19 protein-coding genes are annotated in these 17,951 nt (G+C 48.8%); 2 read left to right on the top strand and 17 right to left on the bottom strand.

Annotated features, from left to right (window positions below; all coding sequences use genetic code 11):
• Window positions 1-86: 86 nt before the first annotated feature.
• The 4 genes from smc to plsX all read right to left on the bottom strand — a co-directional run bounded on the left by smc (window position 87) and on the right by plsX (window position 5,824).
• A complete protein-coding gene (gene smc, locus DWZ40_RS03375; RefSeq protein WP_118540778.1) occupies window positions 87-3,647 on the bottom strand; it encodes a chromosome segregation protein SMC in 3,561 nt (1,186 codons plus the stop codon).
• Window positions 3,638-4,333 carry a ribonuclease III gene (gene rnc / locus DWZ40_RS03380; protein ID WP_118540780.1) on the bottom strand — a complete coding sequence of 232 codons (696 nt, stop codon included), beginning with the start codon at window positions 4,331-4,333 and terminating at the stop codon, window positions 3,638-3,640. Before rnc ends, smc begins: the two co-directional genes overlap by 10 nt.
• Window positions 4,334-4,467: 134 nt before the next feature.
• Window positions 4,468-4,698 (bottom strand): acyl carrier protein, encoded by a 231-nt coding sequence (acpP, locus tag DWZ40_RS03385; RefSeq protein ID WP_118540782.1) that lies wholly within the window; start codon window positions 4,696-4,698, stop codon window positions 4,468-4,470.
• Between the two features lie 100 nt (window positions 4,699-4,798).
• A complete protein-coding gene (gene plsX, locus DWZ40_RS03390; protein WP_118540784.1) occupies window positions 4,799-5,824 on the bottom strand; it encodes a phosphate acyltransferase PlsX in 1,026 nt (341 codons plus the stop codon).
• A 100-nt stretch (window positions 5,825-5,924) separates the two neighbouring features.
• Between plsX and DWZ40_RS03395 the strand changes: the two genes are divergently transcribed.
• Entirely contained in the window at window positions 5,925-6,221 is a 297-nt protein-coding gene (locus DWZ40_RS03395) for a Uma2 family endonuclease (RefSeq protein ID WP_243035183.1), read from the top strand.
• Between the two features lie 90 nt (window positions 6,222-6,311).
• Here the strand turns inward: DWZ40_RS03395 and DWZ40_RS03400 are convergent, their stop codons facing one another.
• From DWZ40_RS03400 to pta, 5 genes are all read right to left on the bottom strand, one after another.
• Window positions 6,312-6,503, bottom strand: coding sequence for a hypothetical protein (locus DWZ40_RS03400; RefSeq protein ID WP_182431607.1), 192 nt, complete (start codon window positions 6,501-6,503; stop codon window positions 6,312-6,314).
• Between the two features lie 152 nt (window positions 6,504-6,655).
• Window positions 6,656-6,838 carry a 50S ribosomal protein L32 gene (rpmF, locus tag DWZ40_RS03405; protein ID WP_118540788.1) on the bottom strand — a complete coding sequence of 61 codons (183 nt, stop codon included), beginning with the start codon at window positions 6,836-6,838 and terminating at the stop codon, window positions 6,656-6,658.
• Window positions 6,839-6,841: 3 nt separating this feature from the next.
• Window positions 6,842-7,369, bottom strand: a complete 528-nt coding sequence (locus DWZ40_RS03410) for a DUF177 domain-containing protein (protein ID WP_118540790.1) — start codon at window positions 7,367-7,369, stop codon at window positions 6,842-6,844.
• A gap of 85 nt (window positions 7,370-7,454) precedes the next feature.
• A complete protein-coding gene (locus tag DWZ40_RS03415; RefSeq protein WP_118540791.1) occupies window positions 7,455-8,654 on the bottom strand; it encodes an acetate kinase in 1,200 nt (399 codons plus the stop codon).
• A gap of 33 nt (window positions 8,655-8,687) precedes the next feature.
• Window positions 8,688-9,683: a phosphate acetyltransferase gene (gene pta / locus DWZ40_RS03420; RefSeq protein ID WP_118540793.1), complete on the bottom strand. Its 996-nt coding sequence runs from the start codon at window positions 9,681-9,683 to the stop codon at window positions 8,688-8,690.
• A 240-nt stretch (window positions 9,684-9,923) separates the two neighbouring features.
• Between pta and DWZ40_RS03425 the strand changes: the two genes are divergently transcribed.
• Complete coding sequence (locus tag DWZ40_RS03425; RefSeq protein ID WP_118540795.1) at window positions 9,924-11,288, top strand: nucleotidyltransferase family protein; 1,365 nt, start codon at window positions 9,924-9,926, stop codon at window positions 11,286-11,288.
• A 65-nt stretch (window positions 11,289-11,353) separates the two neighbouring features.
• On the opposite strand, the gene DWZ40_RS03430 is transcribed toward DWZ40_RS03425, so the two are convergent.
• From DWZ40_RS03430 to DWZ40_RS03465, 8 genes are all read right to left on the bottom strand, one after another.
• Window positions 11,354-12,688: an SAM-dependent methyltransferase gene (locus DWZ40_RS03430; RefSeq protein WP_118540797.1), complete on the bottom strand. Its 1,335-nt coding sequence runs from the start codon at window positions 12,686-12,688 to the stop codon at window positions 11,354-11,356.
• Between the two features lie 83 nt (window positions 12,689-12,771).
• Window positions 12,772-14,136: a PFL family protein gene (locus DWZ40_RS03435; RefSeq protein WP_118540799.1), complete on the bottom strand. Its 1,365-nt coding sequence runs from the start codon at window positions 14,134-14,136 to the stop codon at window positions 12,772-12,774.
• A gap of 77 nt (window positions 14,137-14,213) precedes the next feature.
• Window positions 14,214-14,486: an ACT domain-containing protein gene (locus DWZ40_RS03440; RefSeq protein WP_118540801.1), complete on the bottom strand. Its 273-nt coding sequence runs from the start codon at window positions 14,484-14,486 to the stop codon at window positions 14,214-14,216.
• Window positions 14,487-14,522: 36 nt separating this feature from the next.
• Entirely contained in the window at window positions 14,523-15,320 is a 798-nt protein-coding gene (locus DWZ40_RS03445) for an MBL fold metallo-hydrolase (protein ID WP_118540803.1), read from the bottom strand.
• Window positions 15,321-15,332: 12 nt separating this feature from the next.
• Window positions 15,333-15,956, bottom strand: a complete 624-nt coding sequence (gene coaE, locus DWZ40_RS03450; protein WP_118540805.1) for a dephospho-CoA kinase — start codon at window positions 15,954-15,956, stop codon at window positions 15,333-15,335.
• 1 nt (window position 15,957) lies between these two features.
• Window positions 15,958-16,422: an SseB family protein gene (locus tag DWZ40_RS03455; protein ID WP_118540807.1), complete on the bottom strand. Its 465-nt coding sequence runs from the start codon at window positions 16,420-16,422 to the stop codon at window positions 15,958-15,960.
• A 225-nt stretch (window positions 16,423-16,647) separates the two neighbouring features.
• Window positions 16,648-17,220, bottom strand: a complete 573-nt coding sequence (locus DWZ40_RS03460) for a chromate transporter (protein ID WP_118540809.1) — start codon at window positions 17,218-17,220, stop codon at window positions 16,648-16,650.
• A gap of 12 nt (window positions 17,221-17,232) precedes the next feature.
• Complete coding sequence (locus DWZ40_RS03465) at window positions 17,233-17,814, bottom strand: chromate transporter (protein ID WP_118540811.1); 582 nt, start codon at window positions 17,812-17,814, stop codon at window positions 17,233-17,235.
• Window positions 17,815-17,951 lie beyond the last annotated feature (137 nt).

The following is a 17,951-nucleotide window of genomic DNA, read 5'->3' on the forward strand; positions in this document are numbered from 1 at the left end:
ATATTCAGGAAACAAATCTTTCGATGTTTTTCCTTTTGCACATGTTCCTCGCATCCTTTTGCTTCGATACTTAGGAATATAGCCCCTTACGCATCCAGCTGGTCTTCGATCAGATTGACCGACACCAGGGTTGACACGCCCTTTTCCTGCATGGTGATACCATACAGGCGGTCCGATGCCACCATGGTACCACGCCGGTGCGTAATGACAATAAACTGCGTGTTTTTCGTCAATTTATGTAAGTAATTCGCATAGCGGTCTACGTTCGAGTCATCCAGCGCCGCCTCGATCTCATCTAACAGACAGAACGGGGACGGTTTTAAGTTCTGGATCGCAAACAGCAGTGAGATTGCCGTCAGTGCTTTCTCGCCACCGGATAACTGCATCATATTCTGCAGCTTCTTTCCAGGCGGCTGGGCGATGATCTGAATGCCCGCCTCCAGAATGTCCTCATCCTCCTGCAAGGACAAGGTTCCGTGTCCGCCGCCGAACAGTTCCTTGAATACCCGGTCAAATTCCTTGCGGATCTCCTGGAACTTTTCCTCAAACTGACGGCGCATGCCGGTATCCAGCTCTTCGATGATGCCCTGCAGCGTTGCCTCGGCCTCTACCAGGTCATCGTGCTGGGTTTTCATGAACTCATAGCGCTCCGAAATTTCTTTATAATCCTCGATCGCATTGACATTGACACTGCCAAGGGCACGGATCGAATTCTTCAATTCCTCAATGCGCTTTTTCACCTCAGAAAGAGAAACGGGCTCTGTGCTGCGAAGCTCCTTTGCCGCTCCAGGCGTCAGCTCGTATTCATTCCACAGGTAGCTGATCTGGCTTTCCCGGCGCTCTTCCAGCTTTTCCCGCTGGCTCTGCAGACGGAACAGATCCTTATCCAGCCGCCCGATGCGTCCGGATAATTCCTCCCGCTGTCCAAAGAACGCTTTCTGTTTTCCTGTTTTTTCCTCTTTCAAGGCTGCCTGGGCCTGAACCTGCTCTGCCAGCTTCTGCTTTTCTTCCTCCGTGTGAAGAATCAGTTCCTGCAGCTTTGCAATTTCCCGGTTCTTTTCCTCCACAACAGAACCGGAATCGGTATCGTGGGACAGAAGCTCTGCCTGCTCTTCCTGGAGAACCTTCATTTCCTGCTCCACGCGCGCGATATTTTCTTTTACGAAGTCCACGCGCTGCTTTAAGTTCGCCGTTTCCAGACGGATCGTCTCCAACGCCTTCGCTTTTTCTTCGCGGACCTTCTTTTGTTCTTCCAGCTTTGCAGTGACCGTTTCCATGCGGGCATTTTCCTGCTCGCTGTCTTTTTTCAGAAACTCAGTTTCTACCGCCAGCTTCTTTCTGCCTGCCTCGATCTCACTGATCTGGCTTTCCAGTTGGCTGTTTTCCAGCGCCAGATCCTGATAGGATTCCCGGATTTCCTCCCGCTTATCCTCAAGCTGGTTCACATTCATCTGCCTGGTGTTTGCCTGGAGGGATACGGTATGGTGCTCTGTCTTTAAGCTTTCCAGATCTTCCTTCTTCTGCGCAAGGAGTGCCTCATTCATGCCAAGTTCCTGCTGCAGCTTGTCCGAAGCCTTTAATGCCTTCTGGCATGCTGCTTCCAGTTCTTCCAGTTCTCTCTTGCGTCCCAGAAGATTGCTGGAATTCTTGAACGCACCACCTGTCATGGAACCGCCGGCGCTAAGAAGCTCGCCTTCCAGCGTTACAATACGCAGGGTATATTTGAATTTCCGTGCCAGGGCAATGGCATGGTCGATGGTATCTGCCACCACCACGCGCCCCAGCAGATATTTCGCAAGGACCTGATACTCTTTTTCCACATGGACCAGTTCACTCGCCAGACCGATCACGCCCGGCTCTTTCAATGCCTCCGGTTTGGAAAAGCCGCCATTCTGGCCGATACTGGTCAACGGAAGAAATGTCACACGTCCATAGCGGTTCTTCTTTAAATACTCAATGAGCTGCTTGGCTGTCTGCTCGGAATCCGTTACCACATTCTGGATGCTTCCGCCCAGAGCCGTCTCGATCGCGGTCTCATACTTTTTCTCCGTCGTGATCAGGTCAGCCACAACGCCGCGGATGCCGCGCACCCGGTCCCGAACCTCCATGACCCGGCGGATACTGCCGCCGTAACCCTCGTAGCGCTCTGCCAGGTTCTTTAACGACTCCAGCTTTGTGTAAGCGGTCCGGTACTCCTGCTGTGTTTCATTTAAGGAACGCGTAATCCGGCGTACCTCCTCTTCACACTGGGTAAGCTGACCCTCACACTCTGTCTGTGCCAGCTCCAGCTCTTCCAGGTGCGCCATGGTCTCAGACAGCTTTTTACGCTCTGTCTCAAGCTGTTCATCCTGCACGGACTCATCGCTCTTAAATTTCAAAAGCTTCTGGCATACCTCAGAGCGGCGCACCTGCACCTGCTCTAACATCGCCTCAAAACGCTGGTCCTTTGCATGGATCGAAGCACTCTCATTCATGCCGTTCATCACACGGGTTCTGGCATCCTCGATCTGCTGCTCCATGAGCATCATGGATTCATCGAGATTGCGAAGCTCGGTTTCCGCAGCCTCCTGTTGTTCCCTGCTGCTTTCCTCCGCCCCGGTGATGCCGGCATTATCCTCCTGATACTGCCGGATCTGCTTCTCTTTTTCTTCCAGGGAAGCCTCAATGGCTTCGATACGGGAGCGGATATGTTCCGCATTCATCTTCTCGGTATTGATCTGCTCTTTTAAGACGTTGATCTGACCCTCCAGATTTCCCTTTAACATCTGCGCCTGGTTTTCCTGGTTTCTCTGCTCCGTCAGCGCCTGGTCTAATGCTGCAATCTCCTGCTCCAGCTGTTCATACGCTTCCTTCAGATGATCAGACTGCGCATTCGCATCCTCCAAGTCTCCGGAAACGATTTCTTCCTTTTTGCTGATTTCCTGAAGCTGCTTTCCATTTTCCTCAGACTCCAGCAAAAACAGGTTCACATCATACGTCTTTAACTCTTCTTTGAACGACAGATATTTTTTTGCCGTCTCGGACTGTCTTGCCAGAGGCCCGACCTGCTTTTCCAGTTCCGACAAAATATCGCTCACCCGGACCAGATTCTGTTTTTCATCCTCCAGTTTTTTCTGGGCAATGGCTTTGCGGCGCTTGAATTTTACAATTCCAGCCGCCTCATCAAACAGTTCCCGGCGCTCCTCCGGCTTGCCGCTTAAGATCTTATCAATCTGACCCTGTCCGATGATGGAGTAACCCTCCTTGCCGATACCGGTATCATAGAAAAGCTCACTGATATCTTTCAGACGGCAGGTACTTCCGTTGATCTTGTACTCACTCTCACCGGAACGGTACAGACGTCTCGAAACCGTGACCTCGTCATAGTCGATGGCAAGCTGGTGGTCGGAGTTATCCAGCGTGATGGCAACGTATGCGAACCCCTGCGGCTTGCGGATTTCCGTTCCGGCAAAGATGACATCCTGCATGGAACCGCCGCGCAGCTGCTTTGCACGCTGTTCACCCAAAACCCAGCGCACCGCATCCGCAACATTGCTCTTTCCACTTCCGTTCGGTCCCACAATGCCGGTAATGCCGTTGTGGAACTCAAAGAGGATCTTATTGGCAAAGGATTTAAACCCCTGTATCTCAATGCTCTTTAAATACATGCTTTCCCTCTCAGTTTCAAAATGCCGTGGTATGCGGCCACAGCCTCCGCAGCCTTTTTGGTCGGGCCGGTTCCGCGGCCAAGTTCTTCGCCGCCGGACAGTGCGCGCACCTCAAAGACCTTGTGATGATCCGGTCCCTCTTCACGCAAAATCTCATATTCCAGATGTGCCCCTGCAGTGGCCTGGATCATCTCCTGCAGAATAGTCTTGCTATCGTAAAAGAGCTGTTTGTGCTCAATGTCATTCAGAATGAAACGGTGAATGAACTCTTTTGCATTAGCAAAACCACCATCCAGATAAATGGAACCGATCAGCGCCTCCATAGCATCGGAAACCACGGAATTGCGTTCTCTGCCGCCAGTCGCTTCCTCACCTTTTCCTAAGAGCAGGTAGCTGCCCAGCTCCAGATCAGCCGCACAGTAAGCCAGCGTCGGCTCACAAACCAGGCTCGCACGGATCTTGGAAAGTTCTCCCTCCGGCTTCTCCGGGTACTTGTGATACAGAAAATCACTGGAAACCACTTCCAGCACTGCATCTCCCAAAAACTCCAGCCGCTCATTGCAGACTGCCTTGTCCTTTTTATGCTCATTGGCATAGGAGCTGTGGGTCAGGGCACGGTGAAACAGGTTTTTGTCCTTAAAGGTGTAACCGCACCGTTGCTCCAGTTCGTTTAGATCGCGATTCATATGTGCTTCTCCTTGTCTGATATTGCTGCCCATGGTAACCGCAATCTGCTGCGGTCCATACCTTGAGCAAATTTATGGGAAAGGGGCGCGCAAGGAATGCACAGCCCCTTTCATCCTTCATTTTATTATATTAATTAATTCAGTGCGTTTTTAATCTGCTCGATCGCATCGGAAACGCTGACGATCTGCTCTGCAACCTCAGTCGGGATCTCGATGTCAAACTCTTCCTCGATACCCATGATGATCTGGAAGATATCCAGAGAATCGGCACCAAGATCCTCTACGAATGTAGTATCCATGGTAATCTCATCCGGCTCAATGTTTAATACCTCTGCAATGATGTTCTGTAACTTCTCAAACTCCATAATTCCTCTCCTAACTTTTCTTAATTTTTATTGTAACTGCCCGAAGCCCGGACTGTTTACTTACTGAATTTGTTTCTGTCATGACAGCGCTGCTTTATTTTTACGCTTCTGCATTTTTCTCGCTCTGTGCCTCGCGGTCCAGACATTCCTTGATCTTTTCGTTGATCTGCTGCTCTTTGAAGGTCACACACTGAATGATCGAATTGCAGACCTCGGTTGCCTTGGAGCTTCCGTGCGTCTTAACTACCAGACCTTTCAGTCCAAGCATCGGTGCACCGCCATACTGGCTTGCATCAAACGCTTTCAGAGTTTCCTTCAGCGCCGGTTTTACTAACAGCGCACCAATCTTGCTGCGCAGGCTGCTCATCATGCCCTTCTTAACCATAGAAATCAGCGCTGCTCCGGTTCCTTCATAAAGCTTCAAAATAACATTGCCCGTAAAGGCCTCGCAAACGATGACATCAGCTCCGCCATGCGGGATTTCCCGCGCCTCGATACTTCCGGTAAAGTTGATGTCCTTGCACTCCTTTAAAAGCGGGAAGGTTTCCTTTACCAGGGCATTGCCCTTTTCCTCTTCCGCACCGATATTGACAATGCCGACTCTCGGCTTGCTAATACCTATTACATGCTCCATATAAATAGAACCCATACGTGCAAACTGAACCAGATGGGATGGTCTGGAATCGACGTTCGCGCCGCAGTCAAGCAGCAGGGACACACCCTTTTCCGTCGGAATCAGCGCACCAAACGGCGGACGCTCCACACCCTTGATACGGCCTACCAGCACCTGACCGCCTACCAGAACGGCACCGGAACTGCCCGCTGATACAAACGCGTCTGCCTCTCCGTTCTTCACCAGGTTCATTCCAACAACAATGGAAGAATCCTTCTTTTTTCGAATTGCATTAACCGGCGGCTCCTCCGTCTCGATCACTTCCGAAGCCTGTACCAGAGTGATCTGCTCCTTCGGGTAGGTATGGGAAGCAAGCTCTTTTTTTACCGCTTCTTCCTGTCCGACCAAAAGAACATGAATGTCGCTTCGTTTATTGACAGCCTGAACGGCTCCTTTTACGATCTCGCCCGGGGCATTGTCACCGCCCATAGCATCCACAGCTACATGAATCATATGACTTCTCCTTTTTTCATCAGCTAAAAAACTGATTTCGTAATTAAATATACTAGATTCCATTCTATAAATCAATATGATTTTTCATTACTCTTCGCATGTGGATATATCAGTTATTTGTGATCCAGATAAGCTGACCGACCGCGGCTGCTGCGGTGCACCAGACCTGATTTTTGAAATTGTGTCCCCATCCAGCCGCAAACTGGATTATGGAATCAAAAATGTCATCTACGCACAGTCTGGTGTCCGCGAATACTGGATTGTAGATCCAGCTAAAGAAAAGGTTGTTGTATATTGCTACGATCACGACAGCGACCCGTGTTTGTATTCCTTTGATTCCGATATACCCGTTGGAATTTACCAGGGGCTTATGATCCGGATTCGGGGGTTGCTGTGATTCTATATTTCATTACTCGAAATTCCATATAAAAATGCGAGGAAAAAGCACCAACAAATCGTCTCTGTTGATGCTTTTCTTTCTTAAAAATTATTTATTTTCAGCTTGAGTTTCTCTGAATCTGCTAAATGCACTTGCCGCATCCTGTGTTCTTCCCGCCAACGCATCATCGTAACCTTTTTGAAGCTTTGCATGCAATTCTTCAGCCGTCATCAAATCGGCATTTATCGATTTTAGAACACAAATTCTCATGAGTCGATTATATGCTTCTTCTGACATCATAATTACATTACGATTCCCCTTTCCTGCAATATCATACCTTCCAATTCACATATCCCCATTTGAATTGGGTTACGATTGGATTACAAATCCCCTAAAAAATGAAAAAAGGACTGAACAAAACTGTTCAATCCTTGATTCTAAGCCATTTCTAATTAGTTCTCTACAGAAACGATCTCTTTCTTGTTGTAAGAACCACAAGCCTTGCAGACTCTGTGAGGCATCATCAGAGCGCCGCACTTGCTGCACTTTACTAAATTCATAGCGCTCATTTTCCAGTTAGCTCTACGTTTGTCACGTCTTGCTTTGGAAGATTTATTCTTTGGGCAGATAGACATGGTTTACACCTCCTTAAACTTTTGAAATAAATCCTGGATTACTGACATTCTTGGGTCAGGCGAACTCCGGTCACAGGAACATTCCGTGTGATTAAGGTTCGCACCACATCTATTGCAAATTCCTTTGCAGTCTTCCCTGCATAATACCTTCATAGGCAGATTAAGCAATAGTTCGTTACTGAGCAACCGGTCTACATCCAGATTATAGCCGCTTACATAGGGCTGTTCATCGAGATCTTCTGTACGCTCGCTTTCGGTCTTCGCCATATCCAGTTCTTCGTCGAATTCCAGTTCAAAAAGAATGTCGACCGGCTCCAAGCATCTGTCACATGGCATCTGCAGGGTTACCTGCGCGTTGCCGGTGAGAAGAAGCTTCTTATCACCAAGATTGCGGATATGCAGCTGAACCGGACTGCGGGATACGATGTCGTATGCATCCTTGCTGGTGCAAAGCTGGTTTATATCGATATCGCACGTATAGTCTTTCTCTTTTCCGTCTACGGAAAACAGCTCTGTCAAATTAATAAGCATATTAGTCTCCTAATACGCACCTGTGTAATTATACACAGGTGCGCCGGCTTTGTCAACAAATATTTTAATTTTTTCAAAAACCAAATTATGCCTCTACCAGTCTCTTGGTCTCTCTTGCGATTGCAAGCTCTTCGTTGGTCGGGATCAGCATTACTTTGACTTTGGAATCTGCTGCGGAAATAACAGCGTTCTTTCCTCTTACATCGTTAGCCTGGTCATCGATCTTCACGCCAAGGTAGCCTAAGTACTCGCAGATAGCCTTTCTGCCTGCCTTATCGTTCTCGCCAACACCTGCGGTGAATGCGATTGCATCTACGCCGTTCATTGCTGCGGTGTAAGCACCGATGTATTTTGCTACACGATAAACGAATGCATCCAAAGCCACTGCTGCTAAGTGGTTGCCCTCTTCCTTTGCCTTCTCGATATCACGGAAGTCGCTGGAGATGCCGCCGCTCATGCCAAGTACACCAGACTTCTTGTTGAGGATGTTTAATACCTCGTTGACGTCCTTGCCCTCTTTGTTGCAGATGAACTGTACAACAGCCGGATCGATGTCACCACTTCTGGTACCCATGATCAGACCCTCAAGAGGAGTAAGACCCATACTGGTATCTACGCACTTGCCGCCGATGGAAGCAGATACGCTTGCGCCGTTTCCTAAGTGGCAAACGATAACCTTTGCATTCTTCGGATCCAGTCCGCCGAACTTGATAGCCTCGCCAGATACGAACATATGGCTGGTGCCGTGGAAGCCGTAACGACGGATGCTGTATTTCTCATAGTACTCGTGCGGGATTGCGTACAGATAAGCCTTTTCCGGCATAGCCATACCAAAACCGGTATCCCATACTGCTACGTTTGGCTTGCCCGGCATAGCTGCCTCAGCTGCCTCGATACCCATTAAGTTAGCCGGGTTGTGCAGCGGTCCAAGATCAAAGCACTCACGGATTACTTTCTTAACGTCATCGTTTACAACGATGGACTCGCTGTACTTGGTACCAGCGTGCAGTACGCGGTGACCGATTGCTGCGATCTCATCGGTGCTCTTGATTACGCCGTGCTCGGCATCCTGAAGAGCTTCCATAACCATCTCGATTGCAACGGTGTGGGTCGGCATGTCTTTCTCTACGACATATTTGTCCTTGCCAGCCGGCTGATGGGTAAGCTTGGAGCCCTCGATACCGATTCTCTCGCACAGACCTTTTGCGATTACGCTCTCATCGGTCATGTCGATCAGCTGGTACTTTAAGGAAGAGCTTCCGCAGTTGATAACTAAAATCTTCATAATGTGATATTCTCCTATAATACTTAACTTAAATTACTGGTTCTGGCACTGTACTGCAGTGATTGCAACAACGCCTACGATATCGTCAGCAGAGCAGCCTCTGGACAGATCGTTAACCGGCTTTGCAATACCCTGGCACATCGGGCCATAAGCCTCTGCCTTGCCAAGTCTCTGAACCAGCTTGTAACCAATGTTTCCTGCATCCAGATCCGGGAATACCAGAACGTTTGCATGACCTGCAACCTTGCTGTCTGGAGCTTTGGAAGCGCCAACTTCCGGAACGATTGCTGCATCAAGCTGAAGCTCGCCGTCCAGTGCAAGCTCCGGAGCCATCTCCTTAGCCAGCTTGGTAGCCTCTACAACTTTGTCAACATCTGCATGCTTTGCGGAACCCTTGGAAGAATGGGACAGCATAGCAACCTTCGGCTCCTCGCCGGTCAGCATCTTGAAGCTCTCTGCAGAAGATACTGCGATTGCTGCTAACTCTTCCGGATTCGGATTCTGGTTCAGACCACAGTCTGCGAATACGAAAGTACCGTTGCTGCCAAGATCGCAGTCCGGAACTTCCATTAAGAAGAATGCGGATACCAGCTTGGTGCCCGGTTTGGTCTTGATCACCTGCAGGCACGGACGAAGGGTGTTTGCGGTAGAGTGGCAGGCACCGGAAACCATACCGTCAGCATCGCCATTCTTGATCATAAGGCAGCCATAGTAAGCGTAGTCGCTTAAGATGGTCTCTTTTGCTTTCTCAGGAGTCATGCCTTTGGACTTTCTCAGCTCAACGAACAGGTCGATATACTCCTGTGTCTTCTCGTAAGTCTGCGGATTGATGATCGTAGCACCGGATACATCCAGTCCCTCGCTGTGAGCGCCGATATCCTCCGGAGTACCGATGATAACAAGGTTTGCAAGACCCTCTTTCAGAATCTTCTCTGCAGCGACCCAGGTTCTGCGGTCCATGGACTCAGGCAGTACAATTGTTTTTTTATCTGCCTTTGCTTTGGCTTTGATTACATCAATAAATCCCATAATAATACCCCTTTCATGATTTAATGCATATAGTCTTATTATATACGGATTAAAAAGCAAAAGACAAGCTGTATTTTGTATTTTTTTGCACTTTTTGTAAAACAATGAAAGGGGATTTTTCCAAAGTCCTTCTCAAAAACCTGAATCTGCATCCGTTGCAGATCAGAGTGCCTTATGATATGATTGCTTGTATTAACCGGTAGAAAAATTTCTCCAAAAAACAGAAAGGATCCTGAAGTCATGTTTCCAGTCAAAGTCGCAGGCATCATTGCCGAATATAACCCATTCCACAACGGTCACCATTACCAGATTCAGGAGCTTCGCCGCCTGACCGGTGCAGACTACGTGGTCGTTGCCATGAGCGGAGATTTTGTCCAGCGGGGAGAACCTGCCATCTTTGATAAATATACCCGTACCCGCATGGCTTTATGCGGCGGCGCAGACTTAGTCGTGGAACTGCCGGTCCTGTTTGCCACCTCCAGCGCGGAGGATTTTTCCTCCTGCGGCGTGGCACTGTTAGAGAAACTTGGCGTCGATCTGCTTTGTTTTGGAAGCGAATCCGGCAATTTAAACAAGCTGCAGAATGCTGCGGAAATTCTGGTTGAGGAGCCGGAGGCATGGAAAATGCTTTTCAAAGAGCATCTAAAAAAAGGAGAAACCTACCCCACAGCTCGCAGTCTTGCCACAACCGAATACACCAAAGACCCGGAGCTTGCCGCGCTTCTTTCCTCCCCCAATAATATCCTCGCGATCGAGTATTTAAAGGCGTTGAAAAAACGAAACAGTTTGGTTACACCAGTCACCATACAAAGACAGGGAGCAGGATATCATGACGTACAATTGGAGCAGGATGAACCACGCCGCAGCGCACCAGAAAGTTCCACATCTGATTCTGCTTCTCACCGGATTCCTATATCCAAAGCAAGACAAAATGATGCAACGCCGGCAGACACGCATTTTTTCGCATCTGCCTCTGCCATCCGAAGTCTGATCCAGAACAACGACTTTGATTCAGACGCCATCACAGAGAAGCTCCGTTCCCAGATCCCTGCTGCCGCCCTCTCTGCCCTCATTTCCGAAGGCGCACTGGACGCCCCGGTCTTTCCGGACGATCTGACAACGCTTTTGAATTTCCGTCTTCTTTCCCTGACGCAGGAGCAAAAAGGGTTCAGCACATTTTCCGATCTGTCCCCGGAGCTGGCTTCGCGTCTCACAAAGCAGGTGTTGCAGTTTCGTTCCTATACAGAACGAATCGACCACCTAAAAACCAAAGGCTACACCTACACCCGTATCAGCCGGGCGCTGCTGCATCTGTTCCTTGGCATTACCAGTGAACAGATTTCGCATGCACGTGCGCTGGATTATGCACCGTATGCCCGCATTCTGGGGTTCCAAAAGTCCTCTGCTTTGCTTCTGTCCCACCTGCGTGAAAAGAGCCAGATTCCGCTGATCACCAAAACTGCCGATGCAGGAAAGCTTCTCACACCGGATGCCCTGGCCATTTTAGAAACGGACTTTTTTGCATCTCATCTCTATCAGGCAATACTGGCTGGTAAAGGGCGTCAGATCCGCAACGAATACACGAAATCGGTGATTATCGTGTAAAATGAAAAATCCGCCGCAGTCCCATAACCGCAGCGGATTTTTCACTTTATTGTTATCGTTTATTTTTAGCTTTCATCAGCCTTTTCGTCCTTATACTTGCCAAGAATTTGATACAACGTCGGTTCAATCTGCAAAAACTCCAGAATCTGCTGAATTTCCTTTTCGTTGTGCTTTGGTTTTCCCTCATACACGGCCCGCAGAAGGATATTCTTCGGCGTGTGCTCCATATCGATAAATTCCAGAATCTGCGTCCGGTAGCCCTGCTGCTCCAGCAGTTCGGCACGGAGTGCATCGGTATAGAGTGCAGCCATCCGCTCTTTGATGAGCCCGTAATGCAGCACCGGCTCCATCAGATCGTTTTTCATCTGCTTATTCAGTTCGTGCTGGCAACACGGCACCGACAGGATCACCTTTGCGCCCCAGCGCACGGCCTTCTCCAGTGCATAATCAGTCGCAGTGTCACACGCATGCAGAGTCACAACCATATCAACATGGTCCACTCCTTCATAGGAAGCAATGTCGCCATGGTAAAACTTCAGATTGTCATACCCATAATGCTCGGCCAGCTTCCCGCAGTGGCTGATGACATCTTTTTTCAAATCCAGACCGATGATGCGGATCGGATAGCCCTTCATCTCATGCAGATAGTAATACATGGCAAAGGTCAGATACGACTTTCCGCATCCAAAATCGATGATGACATTTTCCCTGGTCTTATCCAGCTTTGGCAGGATATCCTCGATAAACTCCAGGAACCGGTTGATCTGGCGGAATTTGTCGTAACGGCTTTTTACGATCTTTCCATCCTGCGTCTGCACACCAAGATCGACTAGAAACGGCACCGGATGTCCCTCCGGGATCACATAGCGTTTCTGGCGGTTGTGCTGCAGTTTTTCAAGCAGTTCGGGCGGAAGGCTCGCAGCTGACGGCTTGGTCTTGGCATTTTCCGGTTTGGCCTTCCCCGCTTCCGGCTTGCCGTTCGCCTCTCCAGCCTGTATCTTCCGTTCTCCGGACTGCAGCGTCGCCTTTTCTGCCTGCAGCTTTGTTTCTCCTGCCTGCATCTTTACCGGAGGATTTTTTCTGGTTTTCACAGTCATGGCGCCCTTTTTGCTGACCAGTACCGTGGCGCTTCCCAGTTCCGACAAAACTTCCGCCTGTTTAAAGGTGCCGGAAAGCATGTCGCCTAAATAGCTTTTCAGTTCTTGTGCACCCAGATTTTTGTGAAATGCCTGGGTTTTTGTAAATTCTTCTGCCTGAAAGACCAGTGCGCCCTTGATGAGCATAGGGCGCACTTTTACTTTCTGCAGATGATCTTTTTCGGCCGGATTGCTTAAGACAAGCTGGTTCAGCCGCTCATTGATAAAATAGTCCAGCATGGACGTTAACGTTTCTTTTGCCATAATTTAAAATCATTCCGTGTTTCTGCAGCCAATGCTGCTCACACACAAGGTCAATCACCTGCAGGTATAGACAGGTTCTGTTATTAGTTCTTAAAGCTGTGGATCGGAGCCGGGATACGGCCGCCGCGGGTTACAAATTTCTCGCAGGAATATTTGTTTACCGGCATAACCGGAGCATAGCCCAAAAGACCGCCAAACTCTACCGTATCGCCCACGGTCTTTCCGATGACCGGGATCAGGCGGACTGCAGTAGTCTTCTGGTTGATCATGCCGATGGCTGCTTCATCTGCAATAATTCCTGCAATGGTCGTTGCCGGGGTATCACCCGGAATCGCGATCATGTCAAGACCTACGGAGCAGACACAGGTCATCGCCTCCAGCTTTTCAATCGTTAAAGCACCTAAGGATACGGCATCGATCATGCCCTGGTCCTCACTGACCGGGATAAACGCACCGCTTAAGCCTCCCACATAGGAGGATGCCATGACACCGCCCTTTTTCACCTGGTCGTTTAACATCGCCAGTGCTGCTGTGGTTCCCGGTGCGCCTACACGCTCCAGACCGATTTCCTCCAGGATTTCCGCAACGCTGTCACCAACCGCCGGGGTCGGAGCCAGGGAAAGGTCGATGATGCCAAACGGAACACCAAGACGCTTGGAAGCTTCCTGTGCAACCAGCTGCCCGACACGGGTAATCTTAAATGCCGTCTTTTTGATGGTCTCACAGAGCACTTCAAAGTTCTCGCCACGTGCCTTTTCCAGTGCTACTTTTACAACACCAGGACCGCTGACGCCGACGTTGATGATCGCATCAGCCTCGGTCACACCGTGGAATGCGCCAGCCATGAACGGGTTATCGTCTGGCGCATTGCAGAATACGACCAGCTTTGCGCAGCCCAGGGAGTCATCTTCCCTGGTTGCCTCGGCCGTTTCTTTTACGATCTCACCCATCAGGCGCACTGCATCCATGTTTAAGCCAGTCTTGGTCGAGCCGACATTAATGGAGCTGCACACGCGCTCTGTCTGCGCCAGTGCCTGCGGAATGGAGCGGATCAGGTTTTCCTCAGCCGGGGTCATACCTTTGGAAACCAGTGCAGAGTAGCCGCCGATAAAGTTGACGCCGACTTCTTTTGCCGCTTTATCCAGTGTTTTTGCAATGGTCACAAAATCCTCCGGCTTTTTGCAGGCGCAGCCGCCAACCAGAGCGATCGGTGTTACCGAGATGCGCTTATTTACGATCGGTACACCGAAATCCCGCGCAATCTCTTCTCCGGTAGAAACCAGATTTTTCGCGTAGGTGGTAATTTTCTTGTAGATTTTCTCATTCAGAGCCTGCAGATCATCGTCACAGCAGTCTAACAGGCTGATTCCCATGGTAATGGTCCGAACATCCAGTTTCTCATGCTCGATCATATTGTTGGTTTCGATTACTTCAAACATATTCAGCATGGCTGTATCCTCTTTTCTTCCGTCTTGGAATCACCGGGATGCTCTGTTGACATCCATCCGGTACTGTCCGCATTTCATTAAATACGGTGCATCTTGGTAAAGATTTCTTCGCGCTGGCACTTGATGGCTACGCCGATCTTCTCACCGACTTTTTCCAGTTCTGAAGCAATCTCGTCAAAAGAGCCTGTTGCATGCTCCATATCTGCGATCATCATCATGTTAAAATAATCCTGTACGATCGTCTGGGAAATATCCAGGATATTGACCTGTTTTTCTGCCAGATACGTACATACTCTTGCAATGATTCCTACGGTGTCTTTTCCTACAACTGTGATAATTACCTTGCTCATGTGGCTATCCTCCGTTTGTATAAAAGTATTTATGATCTACAGATTGATAATCTGCGACATTTCATCGCGTTTTGCAACCTCGATTGGAAAATCCTTCGCCTTGTATGGAGTATCCCCCTGATCAATTTCAAAGCGCACCGTCTCATAGGCGAGCGCCTCATAATTGTTTTCCTTGCTTAAATGACCAAGCAAAATATGTTTTAATTTATCATTTAGAATATAGTTCAAAAGCCTTCCCGCATTCTCATTGGACAGGTGCCCATGATCCCCCAAAATACGGCGCTTTAAATAGTATGGATAAGGCCCTGTTTCCAGCATGTTCACATCGTGGTTGGCTTCTAAAAGAAGCACATCCAGATCCTTTAAATGGTCGATGGTATACTGGTCAAAATGTCCGATATCGGTTGCCACCGCCACGTTTTTTTTCTCATGGCTCACCCGGTAAGCTACCGGATTTGCCGCATCGTGGTGGATGGAAAACGGTTCCAGTGTCAGGTCACCGATCTCAAAATCTGCATCTGGCAGGACCGGATGCAGAAGTTCCTTCGGATATTCCCCTAATTTGGTATTGGCAGCTACCTCTCTGAGTGTTTCTTCTGTTCCATAGATCGGCACATGATGTTTCCGTGCAAGCACCCCAAGTCCCTTAATGTGGTCGGAATGCTCATGCGTGATCACAACGCCGTTCAGTTCGGAGCCCTTAAGGCCAATCTCATTTAAGCCCTGCTCAATACGCTTGTTGCTGATTCCTGCGTCAACCAGGATATGCGTGTTCTCAGAACCCACATAAATGCAGTTTCCGCTGCTGCCGCTGGCAATACTTACTAATCTCATTGGTATGTTTCCTTATCTTTCTGCCGCGGCATCCGGCGGCATCTGTTTTCCCTGTTGTTTGATCTGGTCAAACATCTGACTGATCTGTTTTCTGGCATCATCGATTGGCCCACTGTTGTCGATCACGAAATCTGCCAGTTTTCCAAAGCGGCTCCGGTCTGCCTGGTTTTTCATGATATCCAGGCATTTTTTCCGGGAATAACCGCGGTTTTCCATCAGACGCCGGATACGGACTTCGTCCTCCGTGTCTACGTATACAAGATACTGGCAGATGTTGCGGCTGCGTTCATCGAACAATGCTGCCTCAACCACTACCAGATCTGCATGACTTTCCCGGATCCGACACCGGATCTCGTTCCAAGTCAGCGGATGGATCAGGGCATTCACCCGCTTTAAGGCTTCTGGATTTCCGAAGATCCGGTCCGCAAAGCGTTTCCTATCCAGCGTCCCATCCGGATTTAAGATTTCTTTTCCAAACAGACTTACCAGTCCGGTAAGTCCGGGTTGACCGGGTTCTTCCAGTTCCCGCGCCACAAGATCTGCCTGGATCACCTGCGCGCCGTAATCTTCGGAAAACAGCTCAAGGATCCGGCTTTTTCCGGCTCCTACTCCGCCGGTGAGGCCAAGTACCATCATATTAGTTGCCCATCTTCTCTCTCATTTTGGTTTCATGCTGCTGCAGAAGGGATAACAGAAGCTGTTTGGAAATACTGATATTTTCGCCATACGGGTTGATGACAAAACCCTTCAGATCATTCACCTGGCGGATCAGGATATTTCCGAAATCTTCCATGGTCATGATCAGTGCCTGATCATGGCTGCCATCCTCATTCCACTTGGAATATTCATCCATATCGGTAAATGCAAGATAGTATTTATCTCCCTGTGTATTCGTGATCTCCTCAAAACGGATCCAGGTAGACGGACCTTTTTTCTCCGTCAGGATCGTCTGCTTCTGGATTGGAGAAAGCAGATGTGCTTCCATTAAGGCTGCAGCCATATGGCTGCGGGTCAGGAAATCGTCGTGTTTTAAGACTTCCTGGAGTGCTGCTACCAGCTTTGGATTCTTGACATTTTCAGAATTCTGATTTGTATTATTCATATAAAAAACCTCTCTTAATTATAATGGCTCTCTTGCGCTCGTCCTCGAGACTTCGTCTCTCATTTCCTCGCCGTTCGCCATAAACGTGCGAGTGCGTTACTGTCCACGCAAGCGTGCCCGGCAACGTACTCGCACGTTTATGGCTCTCTTGCGCTCGTCACATTATAGCATACTTTTGGGGAGTGTTCCATAACATTTTTCCCGCAAAGAAAAAAGACCGGCTGTTTACACAGCCGATCCCAGTAATCCATAAATAACTGCTCCGACAACTCCACTGCCTAAAATTGTCTGGATTGGTCCAAGTTTTTTCTTTTGCAGCAGGCACAGAAAAATCAGGGAAAGAATGACCGCAACTACGTTGGTATTCTCACGGGTCAGCGCCTGTACTCCGCCAAGCCAGGCATTGACGGCAAGACGAATAGCTGCCGCAAGTACCATAGCTGCTACTGCCGGATGCAATCCTTTTAAAACCCCTTTTACATATCTTAAGCTGCGGTATTTATCGTAAAGGATCGCAAGCAGAATTACAATCACCATGGCAGGGAAAACGTAAGAAAGTGTCGCGATCAGGGTTCCGGGAATCCCGGCCGTTCTTGTTCCCACAAACGAGGCAATGTTGATTCCAAGCGGTCCCGGTGTCATCTCGGCAATCGAAATGATATCGGTAAATTCTGTATCAGTCAGCCAGTGCTGCATGGTAACCACACGGCTGCGGATCAGTTCCATGGAGGCATAGCCGCCTCCAAAACTAAACAAGCCAATCAGAAAAAATGTTTCAAACAGTTTATAATATAACATATCGCCCCTCCTTTATGCCTCTTTTGTCACATTCCGGTATTCCCACCAAGAAAGCAGTCCTCCGGCAACTCCGCATATCAGAATGATCAGAATGATATCCACCTTGAACCAGACAGCTGCAATGGCTGCGCCGATCAGCATGATCCAGGATGTCATTTTTTTATCCTTTACCACATTTTTCAGCATGCTGATGGAAACATTCATCATAACAGCGACAACGCCTGCCTGCATTCCTTTTAAGATCAGTGCAACCAGATAATTGCTGCGGAACTGAACATAGCAGGCTGACAAAATGGTCAGAATCACCATTGGAGGCAGTACCGTTCCAAAAACAGTCAAAATGGCGCCGGTAAGTCCTGCCACATGATACCCGATAATAATAGAAGTATTGACTGCCATAACACCCGGACTGGACTGTGCGATCGCAACCATGTCCATTGCCTCTTCTTCGCTGATCCAATGCAGTTCTTCCACAAATTTTTTCTGGAGCATGGAGATAATGACCATGCCGCCGCCAAAGGTACAGGCACTGATCAGAAAACACGTTTTAAACAGTGTCCAGAGCATCCTCTTGTCTTTTTTCTTTTCACTCATTACGCATCCCCCTTTTTCTTTTCGTTTTCTGCCTTTATTGTAGGCAAGGCGTACCAAAAAATCCAATACCCTTATCTTTGCATGATATAGTTTTTTTCTATATCTTATCTTTTCATATCTTGCAATCACCACCGCGG

The organism is Clostridium sp. AF32-12BH (assembly GCF_003477935.1).
Classification (GTDB): domain Bacteria; phylum Bacillota; class Clostridia; order Lachnospirales; family Lachnospiraceae; genus Brotaphodocola.